We start from the raw sequence: 13,604 nt of genomic DNA on the forward strand, positions 1-13,604 counted from the left end.
GGGACTCCGCCCGGCGGCGCATGCCGCGCGACGGCCCGGGGCATACGTCGGCAATGGTCCGTGTTCGATCTCGTGTGCCCCGTATCCGTGACCTGTGGCGCCGCCGCACCGCAGCACCGCCCGCCCCCTCGCTCCCCGCCTCCCCCGCCCGCCCGTACCTCGGCGCGCTCGGGCTGCTCGCGGTGACGCTGGTGGGCGGCTGGCTCGGCCTGGTGGTGCTGGGCAGCATCGAGGAACCGGTCGGCCCGATGAACACCCGGATGTCGCTGCACCCGTCCTGGACCGGGGACACCGAGGTCAACGTCTCCCCGCTGGGCTCCCTGCAGCTGGACAGCCACGACGGCCCGCTGCGCCTGGTCGTCGACGTCGACACCCTCGACCCCGACCGGGCCCGGACCCTCGTACGGCACCCCGAACGGATCAGCGGACTGCAGAGCGAGGTCACCGCCGACGTGCAGCACAGCACGGCCGAACTCGCGCTGCGGTCCTCGGTGGCCGCGCTGACCGGAGCCACCGCGCTCGGCCTCGCCGTCTACCGCAGGCCCCGCCGCGCCCTGGCCGCCGGCGGGTTGTCCCTCGCGGTGCTGGTGGCCTGCGCGGGCACCGCGTACGGCACCTGGAACCCGCGCAGCGTCCTGGAGCCCCGGTTCTCCGGGCTGCTGAGCAGCGCCCCGTCGGTCGTCGGCAACGCACGCAGCATCGTCAGCGACTTCGACATCTACCAGCAGGAACTCGCCCGGCTGGTGACGAACATGACCCGGCTGTACGACGCGACGTCCACGCTGCCCGCCTACAACCCGGACCCGACCACGCTGCGGGTGCTGCACGTCTCGGACATCCACCTCAACCCGGCGGCCTGGCAGATCATCGAGTCCGTCGTCACCGAGTACAAGATCGACGTGATCGTCGACACCGGCGACCTGATGGACCACGGCACCGCCGCCGAGAACGGCTTCACCTCCGCCATCCCCGACCTCGGCGCGCCCTACGTCTTCGTCCGCGGGAACCACGACTCCATGGACAGCCAGCGCGCGGTCGCCGCCCGCGCCAACGCCCACGTGGTCGACGACGGCCGGTCGGTGGTCGTCAAGGGGCTGCGCATCGCCGGCATCGGCGACCCGCAGTTCACCCCGGACCGCTCGGTGGAGGCGGCCGGCGACCCGTCGGAACGGCTGGCCGGGCAGAAGCTCGCCGACGCCGTCCGGCGGCAGAACGCCACGGGCGCCAAGGTCGACATCGCCGTCGCCCACAACCCGATCGCCGCCGCCCAGACGGACGGGCTCGTCCCGCTGATCCTCGCCGGGCACACCCACACCCGGGACGTCGGCGTCCTGGAGCAGGGCAGCCGGCTGATGGTGCAGGGCACGACCGGAGGCGGCGGACTGCGCGCCGTCGAGGGCGACACCCCGCAGAAGGTGGAGGCCTCCGTCCTCTACCTGGACCAGGACACCCACGCCCTCCAGGCCTGGGACGAGATCACCCTCGGCGGGCTCGGGCTGTCCACCGCCGAGGTCTCCCGCCACCTCCCGGAGGAGGTGGAGCCGGGCCGCTCGCCGTCCCCCTCCGCCACCCCCTCCGGTACGCCCGCGGGAAGGCCCTCCGCCACGGTGACGAGCAGCCCGTAAACCGTTTTGGCGATCCTCCCCCGCATCCCATATGCTGCTGACGCGTCCCGACGGTGTCGAAGATCCGCCCGGCGGGCCATTCAGCCCTCATCGTCTAGTGGCCCAGGACGCCGCCCTTTCAAGGCGGTAGCACGGGTTCGAATCCCGTTGGGGGCACATACGTCTGCGTCGTCCCGCAGACCATGCGCGTTGGCAGTGCGGCCGGTTCTCCGGCGGCGCTGCCTTCTGTGTTTTCCGGGTCCGGACGGGCACCTCACCCCCACAGGCCCGCAGGTCACACGTGCGTGGCAGCACCCGGGGTCTGATACGCTGATTCAGCGAGATCGGCCCGCCAGTGCGTGTCCGACCGGTCACCGAGAATCACCGACCGGAAGCCAGGTGTCCGGCGATCCGTCCCTCGCACAGTGCGGTCGAATCCCGTTGGGAGCACGCACGAACGTGTGGGAGACTGTCTCTCGCGCGCAGCGCAAAGCAAGGTCCTGTGGAGCAGTTTGGAGTGCTCGCCACCCTGTCAAGGTGGAGGCCGCGGGTTCAAATCCCGTCAGGACCGCGCTGGCTGGGTAGCTCAGTTGGTACGAGCGATCGCCTGAAAAGCGATAGGTCGCCGGTTCGACCCCGGCCCCAGCCACCAGCAACCCCCGTCGAGATCCTCGGCGGGGGTTTCGCGTTGCCGGTGACGACCGGGGAGCCGGGTACGTGCAGTGCCGTGCCGCCCCGCATCCGGCTCCGGACCACCTCGCCGTGGGCCGACCGGGTGGACGCCCACGGCGAACGGCGCGCCGCGGAGCCGGCCCGCGGCTTCGGCCGGGACAGGCGCGGCCACACGCCGCGGACCTCCTCGGTCACCCCCGGCCCGATCCCCTGGTGACCGGGGGCAACTGACGTCACGCGGCGCGGAGTCACGCCGCGGTGCCGGCGCCGTGACGAAGACCACCGCCGCGCCCGCGCACGGGGCCGGCCCGGGCCCACGGGACGGGCAACGCCCGGCGGTAATGCGTTCGCCCGTGGGGCGCGGCGGATGCGATGCTGGAACGCGTATGTCTACGCAGCCCCCCTCCCCCGCATTCGGCGAGCTCGGCGCCCGACTGGCCGAGCTCAGCCTGCGCGACGCGCACCGCCTCGGCCGTCGCCTGGACGGCGCACGCCGCATCCGCAAGCCCGAGGCCCGCTCGGCCGTGCTGACGGAGATCGGGGCGGAGATCGACAAGGCCGCCCTGAAGACCGAGGCGCGGCGCACGGCCATACCCGAGATCAGCTATCCCGGGCAGCTGCCGGTCAGCCGGAAGAAGGACGAGATCCTCGAGGCGATCCGCGACCACCAGGTCGTGATCGTCGCCGGCGAGACCGGCTCCGGCAAGACGACCCAGATCCCCAAGATCTGCCTGGAGCTGGGCCGCGGCGTCCGCGGCCTGATCGGCCACACCCAGCCCCGCCGGATCGCGGCCCGCACGGTCGCCGAGCGCGTGGCGGAGGAGCTGCGCACCCCGCTGGGCGGGGCGGTCGGCTGGAAGGTCCGGTTCACCGACCAGGTCGGCGACAGCACACTGGTCAAGCTGATGACGGACGGCATCATGCTGGCCGAGATCCAGACGGACCGCGAGCTCCTCCAGTACGACACGATCATCATCGACGAGGCCCACGAGCGCAGCCTCAACATCGACTTCATCCTGGGCTACCTCGCCCAGCTGCTGCCCCGCCGCCCCGACCTCAAGGTCGTGATCACCTCCGCGACGATCGACCCGGAGCGCTTCTCCCGGCACTTCGGCGACGCCCCGATCGTCGAGGTCAGCGGGCGCACGTATCCGGTCGAGGTGCGCTACCGCCCGCTGCTCGCGGAGCAGGCCGACGACGACGACCGCGACCAGATCACCGCGATCTGCGACGCGGTCGACGAGCTCCAGGCCGAGGGCCCGGGCGACATCCTGGTCTTCCTCTCCGGCGAGCGGGAGATCCGCGACACCGCCGACGCCCTGAACAAGAGGCAGCTGCGCCTCACCGAGGTCCTGCCGCTGTACGCGCGGCTGTCCTCCGCCGAGCAGCACAAGGTGTTCCAGCGCGGCACGGGCCGCCGCATCGTGCTGGCCACCAACGTCGCGGAGACCTCGCTCACCGTCCCCGGCATCCGGTACGTGATCGACACGGGATTCGCCCGCATCTCCCGCTACAGCCACCGCACCAAGGTGCAGCGGCTGCCCATCGAGGCGATCAGCCAGGCCAGCGCCAACCAGCGCAAGGGCCGCTGCGGCCGTGTCGCGGACGGCATCTGCGTCCGGCTCTACTCCGAGGACGACTTCCTGTCCCGCCCGGAGTTCACCGACGCCGAGATCCTCCGCACCAACCTGGCCTCCGTCATCCTGCAGATGACCGCCGCCGGCCTCGGGGACGTCTCCCGCTTCCCCTTCATCGACCCGCCGGACGCCCGGAACGTCAAGGACGGCGTCCAGCTGCTGCAGGAGCTCGGCGCGCTCGACGGGCAGAAGCTCACGCAGACCGGCCGCAAGCTCTCCCAGCTGCCGGTGGACCCGCGGCTGGCCCGCATGGTGCTGGAGGCGGAGCGCAACGGCGTGGTCCGCGAGGTGATGGTGATCGCGGCCGCCCTGTCGATCCAGGACCCGCGCGAACGCCCCCAGGAAAAGCAGCAGCAGGCCGACGAGAAGCACCGCCGCTTCGCGGACGAGACCAGCGACTTCATGGCGCTGCTCAACCTGTGGCGGTACGTGCGCGAACAGCAGAAGGCGCTGTCCTCCTCCGCGTTCCGCCGGATGTGCCGCACCGAGTACCTCAACTACCTGCGCATCCGCGAGTGGCAGGACATCTACAGCCAGCTGCGCACGGTCGCCAAGACGATGGGCATCCACCTCGCCGAGGGCGACCACGAGGTCAACCTCCAGCACGTCCACCAGTCGCTGCTGGCCGGCCTGCTCTCGCACGTCGGCCTGAAGGACACCGACAGCAAGAACGAATACCTGGGCGCCCGCAGCGCCAAGTTCGCGGTCTTCCCCGGTTCCTCGCTCTTCAAGAAGCCGCCGCGGTGGATCATGTCGGCCGAGCTGGTGGAGACCTCGCGGCTGTGGGCGCGGGTCAACGCCCGCATCGAGCCGGACTGGATCGAGCCGCTCGCCCAGCACCTGGTGAAACGGTCCTACAGCGAACCGCACTGGGAGAAGGACCAGGCCGCGGTCATGGCCTTCGAGAAGGTGACGCTGTACGGCGTGCCGATCGTCGCCGACCGCAAGGTCAACTACGGGAGGATCGACCCGGAGACCAGCCGCGAGCTGTTCATCCGCAACGCGCTCGTCGAGGGCGACTGGCGCACCCACCACCAGTTCTTCCACGACAACCGCAAGCTGCTGGCCGAGGTGGAGGAGCTGGAGCACCGGGCGCGGCGCCGCGACATCCTCGTCGACGACGAGACGCTCTTCGACTTCTACGACCGCCTGGTCCCCGAACACGTCGTGTCCGGCGCGCACTTCGACTCGTGGTGGAAGCACATGCGCCGCGAGGAGCCGGAGCTGCTCAATTTCGAGCACTCCATGCTGATCAACGAGAACGCCGAGGCCGTCACCAAGGACGACTACCCCGACTCCTGGCGGCAGGGGAAGCTCAAGTTCCGTGTGACGTACCAGTTCGAGCCTGGCGCTGACGCGGACGGCGTGACCGTCCACATCCCGCTGCAGGTGCTCAACCAGGTCACCCCGGACGGCTTCGACTGGCAGATCCCGGGCCTGCGGGAGGACGTCGTCACCGAGCTGATCCGCTCGCTGCCCAAGGCGATCCGCCGCCACTACGTGCCGGCGCCGAACTACGCGAAGGCCTTCCTCGACCGCGTCGTCCCCGTGCAGGACCCCCTGCCCGAGACGCTGGCGCGGGAGCTGCAGCGGATGGTGGGCGTGCCCGTCACCGCCGAGGACTTCGACCTCGCCAGGGTCCCGGAGCATCTGAAGATCACCTTCCGGGTGACCGACGAGCGCCGCCGCAAGCTGGCCGAGGACAAGGACCTCGACGCGCTCAAGCTGCAGCTGCGGCCGAAGACCAAGGCCGCGATCAGCAAGGCCTTCGACGCCGCCGGCTCCATCGGCATCGAGCGGCGCACGGGCCTGAAGCAGTGGACGGTGGGCGCCCTGCCGCGCACCTTCGAGACGCGGCGGTCCGGGCAGCCCGTCAAGGCGTACCCGGCGCTGGTCGACGAGGGCGAGAGCGTGGGCGTGCAGCTCTTCGACACCGAGGCCGAGCAGGCAGCGGCGATGTGGCGCGGCACACGCCGGCTGATCCTGCTGAACGTGCCCACGAACCCGGCGAAGTTCGCCGCGGACCGGCTGTCCAACCAGGACAAGCTCGCGCTGTCGCGCAGCCCGCACGGCTCGGTGGCCGCCCTGTTCGACGACTGCGTCACCGCGGCCGCCGACCGGCTCATCGCCGAGCACGGCGGCCCGGCCTGGGACGAGGAGTCCTTCCGGAAGCTGTACGACTCGGTGCGCGCCGACCTCGTCGAGCTGACCGTCAGGACGGTCGCCCAGGTGCGCCAGGTGCTGGCCGCCTGGCAGGCCTGTGAGCGCCGCCTCAAGGCCGCCCAGAGCCTCGCCCTGGTGGCCAACCTCGCGGACGTCAAGGAGCAGCTGGGAGCCCTCGTGGGGCCCGGTTTCGTGGCCGCCACGGGGGTGCGCCGGCTGCCGGACCTGCTCCGCTACCTGGTGGCCGTCGACCGGCGGCTGCAGCAGATGCCCACGGGCGTCCAACGCGACACCACGCGCATGGAGAAGGTCCGGGAGATCCAGACCGAGTACGCCGAACTGCTGGCCGCCCAGCCCGCCGGCCGGCCCGTCCCCGAACGGGTGCGCGACATCCGCTGGATGATCGAGGAACTGCGGGTCAGCTACTTCGCGCACGCCCTCGGGACGGCGTTCCCGGTCTCGGACAAACGCATCTTCAAGGCCCTCGACGAAGCCTGGGGCTGATCGGGTTCGCAATCACCCTCTGACCTGCTGTACAGTCTTCCTCGCGGCCAAGGAACGACGGCCGCGAAACCTGGTCCTGTGGAGCAGTTTGGAGTGCTCGCCACCCTGTCAAGGTGGAGGCCGCGGGTTCAAATCCCGTCAGGACCGCAGCAAATGCAAGGCCCGTGTCCAGCGAAGGACGCGGGCCTTCTTGCTGTCCCCGCGAGCCGTGCGTGCGGCGGCCGAAGTGGCCGGGAGCGGTTGCGGAGGGGACGGGTCCCCTGGCTCCCTCCGTTCCGGCGTGGTACGCCTGGCACATGAGCGCGACGCCGAGGGACCCGGGCCCGACGCCCCGGGACGTGACGCGGGCGATGCTGCGCGCGCACCTGGCGGCCGCGGCGGGGGGCGGGCGGCGGCACCTCACCCGGCACTGCCCGGTGTGCCACCGGCTGATGCGGCTGGCGCTGCGTCGCGAGGCCGTCCCACTACCGCACGATCCCGGAGGGGAACAAGACTCCGGCATGTGACGGGAGTCACGTGAAAAGTTCCCGCTCTGGGGGAACTTGGGGCCTCCTGTGGGACCGTCAATTTAATATGTGCAATTGCACTCACGACAGAGGGCCCAGTCCTCACAACACGGACACATCACACGCACAAAAAAGATCGCACCGGAGCCGGCGGACTCCGGTGCGATCGACGTTCCTACGGGCTTCCCTGATGGGGGCAGGGACCCTTCGGAGCGGACGTCGTGGCGGGTTGGGGGCCCCGCGCGGACGTCCGTTTGTTCAGGTCAGGCCTCGCTGCGCTGCTGCGGAATGCCCGCGAGCAGTGCACGGACCTCCGCCTCGCGGTAGCGGCGGTGCCCGCCGAGCGTGCGGATGGACGTGAGCTTGCCAGCCTTGGCCCAGCGCGTGACCGTCTTCGGGTCCACGCGGAACATCGTGGCGACCTCAGCGGGGGTCAGCAGCGGCTCGGCATCAGGGGTGCGAGCGGTCATGAGCGGCCTCCTCGAGAGAACCGAACCAACACGGTTCTTTCCTCTAAATTCTGCACCTTGACCCACGTTGCCCGAAATGGCGGACGCGGGCCGAGTCGGTAATAGGACGAACGGCTTGTCCTTGGCACTACAACTACACCATCTGTCCAGCCGTGTCGGCCAAACCGATGGATTTGCCCTCTGAGGTGTCTAAGCTCGACGGAAGCCGATGGACCGGGCCATAACGGACAGTCACACCTGAGTGACGATCAGTCACAGCCAACCCACGAGCCACAGCCCCACCTCAAGGGGATGCAATCCCGGACATTCCACCCAGAGCGAGTGGAAAGAGGTCCTTCCGGACCCGATGTCCCATATTGTCATGGGGGGTGGGGATAAGGGCAAGACCCCTAAACGTGCTTTAGGTCACGCTTAGGCCAAAGGTACCGGTCGGCCGGACTCAGGACCAAAGTCCCTCCCCCCGGACCGGCTTCCGACGGACCCTCAACTCGCGTACTGGAGCTCCCTGACGGCCCGCCACCGGTCCGTGAGCCGCTCGTACGCCTCACCGGCCCGGGTGCCGTCATCGTCCCGCAGCGCGGCCAGCGCCTCCGCCACGTCGGCGGCGGACCGGTCCCCCGCGAGGGAGTCCTGGGCGATGGCGTGGACCAGCCCCCCGTAGTCGAGTTCGACGAGGGAGCGCGGGTGGAACTCCTCCAGCCAACGCCCTACATCTACCAGGCCGTCGATCAGGGGTCCCTCTTCGAGTGAATCCTTGAGCACCCGCAGCGCCCGGGCCGTCCGCCGGCGGGCCTGCACCATGGGCGTCCGGTAACGCATCACCGGCTGCTTCGACTCGCCCGCGCCCGCGGGTTCGTACTCCCGCTCGGAATCGTCGAACAGAGCGAACCAGCGCACCGGGACGTGCCACGTCGCCCCTCGGATCCACGGCCGGGCGTCGGCGTTCTCGGGCTTCTCCGTCCGCCAGGCCGCGAAGTCGGCCTCCGCCTGCTCGCGCGCGGCCCTGGGCAGCACCGCGTCCACCACGGGGGCGGGGAACTCCTCGACCAGTTCGGACAGGGCCAGCCAGCCGCGCAGGCGGGTGCGCCAGGGGCAGACGTGGGTGACGCCGTCCACGACGGCCACGAAGGCCTCACCGCTCTCGCGGACCGGGACGGCGAGGGGCGGGACGGAGAGCAGACCGGCCAGCGACTGCCGCAGTTCGTCCTGTGCGGTCCGCCCGGCGCCCTGGGCGGCGTACCGGTACCAGTAGCCGCGGTCGGGCTCCGGGAAGGCCGCCAGCGGCTCGTACACCCGCAAATACGCCGCGTACGGGACCAGCACCGATGACAAGCCCACACCCGCTCCCTCGTGACGGCTTCCGCCCTGGCATCGTCCCACGTCGTTTCCGGCACGGGGAGTGATCCACGACACTGGGAAGATGTTCAGGGCCGGGTGGTTCTAGTCTTCTGCCAACCGGCCCTCCCCCACCCACCCGGAGGGCGACCTCTGGACATTCGGGAGTCACCACAGTGACCGACGTACGTCAGACACCCGGCATCGTCTCCACGCTGTTCCGATCGGAGCAGGGCGGGCACGAGCAGGTCGTCTTGTGCCAGGACCGCGCCAGTGGCCTCAAGGCCGTCATCGCGATCCACTCCACCGCCCTGGGCCCGGCCCTCGGCGGCACCCGCTTCCACGCGTACCCGTCCGACGAGGCGGCGGTCGAGGACGCGCTCAACCTCGCCCGCGGCATGTCGTACAAGAACGCGCTCGCCGGCCTCGACCTCGGCGGCGGCAAGGCCGTCATCATCGGCGACCCGGACATGGACAAGTCCGAGGAGCTGCTGCTGGCCTACGGCCGTTTCGTCGCCTCGCTCGGCGGCCGCTACGTCACGGCCTGCGACGTCGGCACCTACGTGGCCGACATGGACGTGGTCTCCCGCACCGCCCCCCAGTGGACCACCGGCCGCTCGCCCGAGAACGGCGGCGCCGGCGACTCCTCCGTGCTCACCGCCTGGGGCGTCTTTCAGGGCATGCGCGCCTCCGCCCAGGCCAAGTGGGGCGACCCCACGCTGCGCGGCCGCAGGGTCGGCGTGGCCGGTGTCGGCAAGGTCGGCCACCACCTGGTGGAGCACCTGCTCAAGGACGGCGCCGAGGTCGTGATCACCGATGTTCGCGGCGAGGCCGTCGACCGGATCACCTCCCGTCACCCGCAGGTAACCGCGGTCTCCGACGCTGACGTCCTGGTCCGCACGCCACTGGACGTGTACGCGCCCTGTGCGCTCGGCGGCGCCCTGAACGACGACTCGGTGCCGGCCCTCACCGCCTCGATCGTCTGCGGCGCGGCCAACAACCAACTCGCCCACCCCGGCGTCGAGAAGGACCTGGCCGACCGCGGCATCCTGTACGCGCCCGACTACGTCGTGAACGCGGGCGGCGTGATCCAGGTCGCGGACGAGCTGCACGGCTTCGACTTCGAGCGGGCCCGCGCCAAGGCGACGAAGATCTTCGACACCACGCTCGCCATCTTCGAGCGCGCCGCCGCCGACGGCATCCCGCCGGCCGCCGCCGCCGACCGCCTGGCCGAGCAGCGCATGGCCGAGCGCACCCCGGCGGAGAGCTGGCTGCGTCCGTGACCCGCGGGACCGCGGCACGGCCGCGGTCCCTCCGGCACGCCCCCCATCCGCGTGCGGTCAGGGGGCGTGTCTTCCATCACAAAGCGGACACCCGCGGGGTGCCCCCGACGTACGGTGTGCGCGCGTCCTCTCGTGTCGGGGCGGCCCCGCCGGGCCTCCGTGACGAGGACGGCGGGCCGGACATCCGACCGTTACCACGCCCCGGCAGCCAGACCGTGGCGGAAGAAGGTAAAATCGCGACTGACCAGCCAGGACGGGGCCATCGACGGCCCCTGCTCCGACGCGCGTCGTGCGGGCGACGTACCGTGCGGCCTCGGAAGCAGGTACCGTTGAAGTCCTACGGACCGGGACTCTCACCCGAGGGCCCGTTCCACATCGTGAACGCGTGTCAAGACTCGGGGCCGTCGAGCCCCACCGTTGAGGGGGTCGAGCCAATGGGGCGCGGCCGGGCCAAGGCCAAGCAGACGAAGGTCGCCCGCCAGCTGAAGTACAACAGCGGCGGTACGGACCTGTCACGTCTGGCCGAAGAGCTGGGCGCATCGTCGACACTGCCGGTCAATCCGGAGGTACAGGAAGACGACGATGACGACGAGCTGGAAGACGACCCGTACGCACGGTACGCGGATCTCTACGGCGACGACGAGGACGACGACGAGGACGACGAGTCCCAGTCCTCCTCGCAACGCCGTCGCGCTTGACGCAACACATTCCGTTCCAGCTTGACCACTGACCCGGTCCGGGCATCGTCCGGACCGGGCTTTGTGCCGTCCGCACCGGTCAGCCCGCGTAGTCCCCGGTCAGCTCGACGGCCTCGGCGTGCTCGCCGCGCTCCACGACCTCGCCGGCCACCCAGGCGTCCAGACCCCGGTCGGCCAGCGTCGTCAGCGCCGCGTCCACCGAGTCCCCGGGCACCACGGCGACCATGCCGACGCCCATGTTGAGGGTCTTCTCCAGCTCCAGCCGTTCCACGCCGCCCAGTTCGCCGACCGTGCCGAACACCGCGCCCGGGGTCCACGTCGAGCGGTCCACGGTGGCGTGCAGGTGGTCCGGGACGACCCGGGCCAGGTTGTTGGCCAGGCCGCCGCCGGTGACGTGCGAGAAGCCGTGCACCTCGGTCGTGCGGGTCAGCGCCAGGCAGTCCAGCGAGTAGATCCGGGTCGGCTCCAGCAGTTCCTCGCCGAGGGTGCGGCCGAACTCCGGCACCTCCCGGTCCAGCGCCCAGCCGGCCCGGTCGAACAGCACGTGCCGGACGAGCGAGTACCCGTTGGAGTGAAGACCGGAGGAGGCCATGGCGATCACGACGTCACCCTTACGGATGCGATCCGCGCCCAGCAGCCGGTCGGCCTCGACGACGCCCGTACCGGCGCCGGCGACGTCGAACTCGTCCTCGCCGAGCAGGCCCGGGTGCTCCGCCGTCTCGCCGCCGACCAGGGCGCAGCCGGCGAGCACGCAGCCCTCGGCGATGCCCTTGACGATGGCCGCGACCCGGTCCGGGAAGACCTTGCCGACGCAGATGTAGTCGGTCATGAAGAGCGGCTCGGCGCCGCACACGACGAGGTCGTCGACGACCATGCCGACCAGGTCGTGGCCGATGGTGTCGTAGACGCCCATGCGGCGGGCGATGTCGACCTTGGTGCCCACGCCGTCGGTGGCGGAGGCCAGCAGGGGCCGCTCGTACCGCTTGAGGGCGGAGGCGTCGAAGAGGCCGGCGAAGCCGCCGAGACCGCCCACGACCTCCGGGCGGGTGGCCTTCTTCACCCATTCCTTCATCAGCTCGACCGCGCGGTCGCCCGCCTCGATGTCGACTCCCGCCGCGGCGTAGCTGGCACCGGTGTTCTCGGACATGGCTGTGTTGTGTCCTTGCGTCGAATGCTTACGGGCGACGGAGCGCGTCGGCCGCGTCGGGGCCGCCGGCCAGCTCGGTCTCCAGCAGCTGCTTGCCCAGCAACTCCGGGTCCGGCAGCGCCATCGGGTACTCGCCGTCGAAGCAGGCACGGCAGAGGTTGGGCTTGGCGATCGTGGTCGCCTCGACCATCGCGTCGATGGAGATGTACGCGAGCGAGTCCGCGCCCAGCGACTTGCCGATCTCCTCGACCGTCATGCCGTTGGCGATCAGCTCGGCGCGGGTGGCGAAGTCGATGCCGAAAAAGCACGGCCACTTCACCGGCGGCGAGGAGATCCGGATGTGGACCTCGGCGGCGCCCGCCTCGCGCAGCATCCGGACCAGCGCGCGCTGGGTGTTGCCGCGGACGATCGAGTCGTCCACGACCACCAGGCGCTTGCCCCGGATGACCTCCTTGAGCGGGTTGAGCTTCAGGCGGATGCCGAGCTGCCGGATGGTCTGCGAGGGCTGGATGAAGGTCCGGCCCACGTACGAGTTCTTCACCAGGCCCGAGCCGTACGGGATGCCGCTCGCCTCGGCGTAGCCGACCGCGGCCGGCGTGCCGGACTCCGGGGTCGGTATCACCAGATCGGCCTCGACCGGGGCCTCCTTGGCCAGCCGGCGGCCCATCTCGACCCGGGAGAGGTAGACGTTGCGGCCCGCGATGTCGGTGTCGGGGCGGGCGAGGTAGACGTACTCGAAGACGCAGCCCTTGGGCTTGGCCTCGGCGAAGCGGGAGGCGCGCAGACCGTTCTCGTCGATGGCGATCAGCTCGCCGGCCTCGATCTCACGGACGAAGCTGGCGCCGACGATGTCGAGGGCGGCGGTCTCGGAGGCGACCACCCAGCCGCGCTCGGTACGGCCGAGGACCAGCGGGCGGATGCCCTGCGGGTCGCGGGCCGCGTAGAGCGTGTGCTCGTCCATGAAGACCAGGCTGAAGGCGCCCTGGACCTCGGGCAGCACCTGGCGGGCGGCCTCCTCGACGGAGAGCGGCTTGCCGTCCGCGTCCACCTGTCCGGCCAGCAGCGCCGTCACCAGGTCGGTGTCGTTGGTCGCGGCGACCTTGGTGGCCCGGCCGTTGCCCTGGGGCAGGGCGGCCACCATCTCGGCCAGTTCGGCCGTGTTGACCAGGTTGCCGTTGTGGCCGAGGGCGATGGACCCGCTGGCCGTGGCGCGGAAGGTGGGCTGGGCGTTCTCCCAGACCGACGCGCCGGTGGTCGAGTAACGGGCATGCCCGACCGCGATGTGGCCCTGCAGGGAACCTAGGGAGGTCTCGTCGAAGACCTGGGACACCAGGCCCATGTCCTTGAAGACCAGGATCTGGGAGCCGTTGCTCACTGCGATGCCCGCGGACTCCTGTCCGCGGTGCTGCAGGGCGTACAGCCCGAAGTAGGTGAGTTTGGCGACCTCTTCGCCGGGGGCCCAGACACCGAAGACGCCGCAAGCGTCCTGGGGGCCCTTCTCGCCGGGGAGCAGGTCGTGGTTGAGTCGTCCGTCACCACGTGGCACGGCACCGAGTCTAGGGCAGGTTCCGGCGTCGTCCGAACG

Annotated in this window: 10 protein-coding genes and 4 tRNA genes; 10 read left to right on the forward strand and 4 right to left on the reverse strand. The window is 70.6% G+C overall.

Annotated elements, in window-relative coordinates; genetic code table 11:
• Positions 1–53: 53 nt before the first annotated feature.
• The 8 genes from ACFW3D_RS17735 (at position 54) to ACFW3D_RS17770 (ending at position 7,086) form a co-directional block, all read left to right on the forward strand.
• Positions 54–1,625 carry a metallophosphoesterase gene (locus ACFW3D_RS17735; RefSeq protein WP_500505073.1) on the forward strand — a complete coding sequence of 524 codons (1,572 nt, stop codon included), beginning with the start codon at positions 54–56 and terminating at the stop codon, positions 1,623–1,625.
• Positions 1,626–1,708: 83 nt separating this feature from the next.
• Positions 1,709–1,781 (forward strand) — tRNA-Glu (locus ACFW3D_RS17740).
• A 319-nt stretch (positions 1,782–2,100) separates the two neighbouring features.
• Positions 2,101–2,175, forward strand: a tRNA-Asp gene (locus ACFW3D_RS17745).
• 4 nt (positions 2,176–2,179) lie between these two features.
• Positions 2,180–2,256, forward strand: a tRNA-Phe gene (locus tag ACFW3D_RS17750).
• Between the two features lie 75 nt (positions 2,257–2,331).
• A complete protein-coding gene (locus tag ACFW3D_RS17755; RefSeq protein ID WP_500505074.1) occupies positions 2,332–2,493 on the forward strand; it encodes a hypothetical protein in 162 nt (53 codons plus the stop codon).
• 169 nt (positions 2,494–2,662) lie between these two features.
• Entirely contained in the window at positions 2,663–6,580 is a 3,918-nt protein-coding gene (gene hrpA / locus ACFW3D_RS17760) for an ATP-dependent RNA helicase HrpA (RefSeq protein ID WP_500505075.1), read from the forward strand.
• Positions 6,581–6,652: 72 nt separating this feature from the next.
• Positions 6,653–6,727, forward strand: a tRNA-Asp gene (locus ACFW3D_RS17765).
• 149 nt (positions 6,728–6,876) lie between these two features.
• Entirely contained in the window at positions 6,877–7,086 is a 210-nt protein-coding gene (locus tag ACFW3D_RS17770; protein ID WP_500505076.1) for a DUF6274 family protein, read from the forward strand.
• A 263-nt stretch (positions 7,087–7,349) separates the two neighbouring features.
• Here the strand turns inward: ACFW3D_RS17770 and bldC are convergent, their stop codons facing one another.
• Together bldC and ACFW3D_RS17780 are read right to left on the reverse strand one after the other, a co-directional pair.
• Positions 7,350–7,556 (reverse strand): developmental transcriptional regulator BldC, encoded by a 207-nt coding sequence (gene bldC, locus ACFW3D_RS17775; RefSeq protein ID WP_003949541.1) that lies wholly within the window; start codon positions 7,554–7,556, stop codon positions 7,350–7,352.
• A gap of 483 nt (positions 7,557–8,039) precedes the next feature.
• Entirely contained in the window at positions 8,040–8,894 is an 855-nt protein-coding gene (locus ACFW3D_RS17780) for a DUF8083 family protein (protein ID WP_500505077.1), read from the reverse strand.
• A 173-nt stretch (positions 8,895–9,067) separates the two neighbouring features.
• Here ACFW3D_RS17780 and ACFW3D_RS17785 point away from each other — a divergent pair, with 173 nt between their 5' ends.
• A complete protein-coding gene (locus ACFW3D_RS17785) occupies positions 9,068–10,174 on the forward strand; it encodes a Leu/Phe/Val dehydrogenase (protein ID WP_500505078.1) in 1,107 nt (368 codons plus the stop codon).
• Between the two features lie 434 nt (positions 10,175–10,608).
• Positions 10,609–10,872, forward strand: coding sequence for a DUF3073 domain-containing protein (locus ACFW3D_RS17790; protein WP_018558402.1), 264 nt, complete (start codon positions 10,609–10,611; stop codon positions 10,870–10,872).
• 79 nt (positions 10,873–10,951) lie between these two features.
• On the opposite strand, the gene purM is transcribed toward ACFW3D_RS17790, so the two are convergent.
• Both purM and purF read right to left on the reverse strand, forming a co-directional pair.
• Positions 10,952–12,019, reverse strand: a complete 1,068-nt coding sequence (purM, locus tag ACFW3D_RS17795; RefSeq protein ID WP_500505080.1) for a phosphoribosylformylglycinamidine cyclo-ligase — start codon at positions 12,017–12,019, stop codon at positions 10,952–10,954.
• A 28-nt stretch (positions 12,020–12,047) separates the two neighbouring features.
• On the reverse strand, positions 12,048–13,565 hold the full coding sequence (purF, locus tag ACFW3D_RS17800) for an amidophosphoribosyltransferase (protein WP_500505081.1): 1,518 nt from the start codon (positions 13,563–13,565) through the stop codon (positions 12,048–12,050).
• Positions 13,566–13,604: the final 39 nt, after the last annotated feature.

This window comes from Streptomyces sp. NPDC058864, from assembly GCF_042742985.1.
Lineage (GTDB): Bacteria > Actinomycetota > Actinomycetes > Streptomycetales > Streptomycetaceae > Actinacidiphila.

Bases quoted from the DNA above. Each gene is read 5' to 3' on its own strand.
- ACFW3D_RS17735 (WP_500505073.1), top strand. From the start codon at position 54: ATGGTCCGTGTTCGATCTCGTGTGCCCCGTATCCGTGACCTGTGGCGC.
- hrpA (WP_500505075.1), top strand. From the start codon at position 2,663: ATGTCTACGCAGCCCCCCTCCCCCGCATTCGGCGAGCTCGGCGCCCGA.
- ACFW3D_RS17770 (WP_500505076.1), top strand. From the start codon at position 6,877: ATGAGCGCGACGCCGAGGGACCCGGGCCCGACGCCCCGGGACGTGACG.
- bldC (WP_003949541.1), bottom strand. From the start codon at position 7,556: ATGACCGCTCGCACCCCTGATGCCGAGCCGCTGCTGACCCCCGCTGAG.
- ACFW3D_RS17790 (WP_018558402.1), top strand. From the start codon at position 10,609: ATGGGGCGCGGCCGGGCCAAGGCCAAGCAGACGAAGGTCGCCCGCCAG.
- purM (WP_500505080.1), bottom strand. From the start codon at position 12,019: ATGTCCGAGAACACCGGTGCCAGCTACGCCGCGGCGGGAGTCGACATC.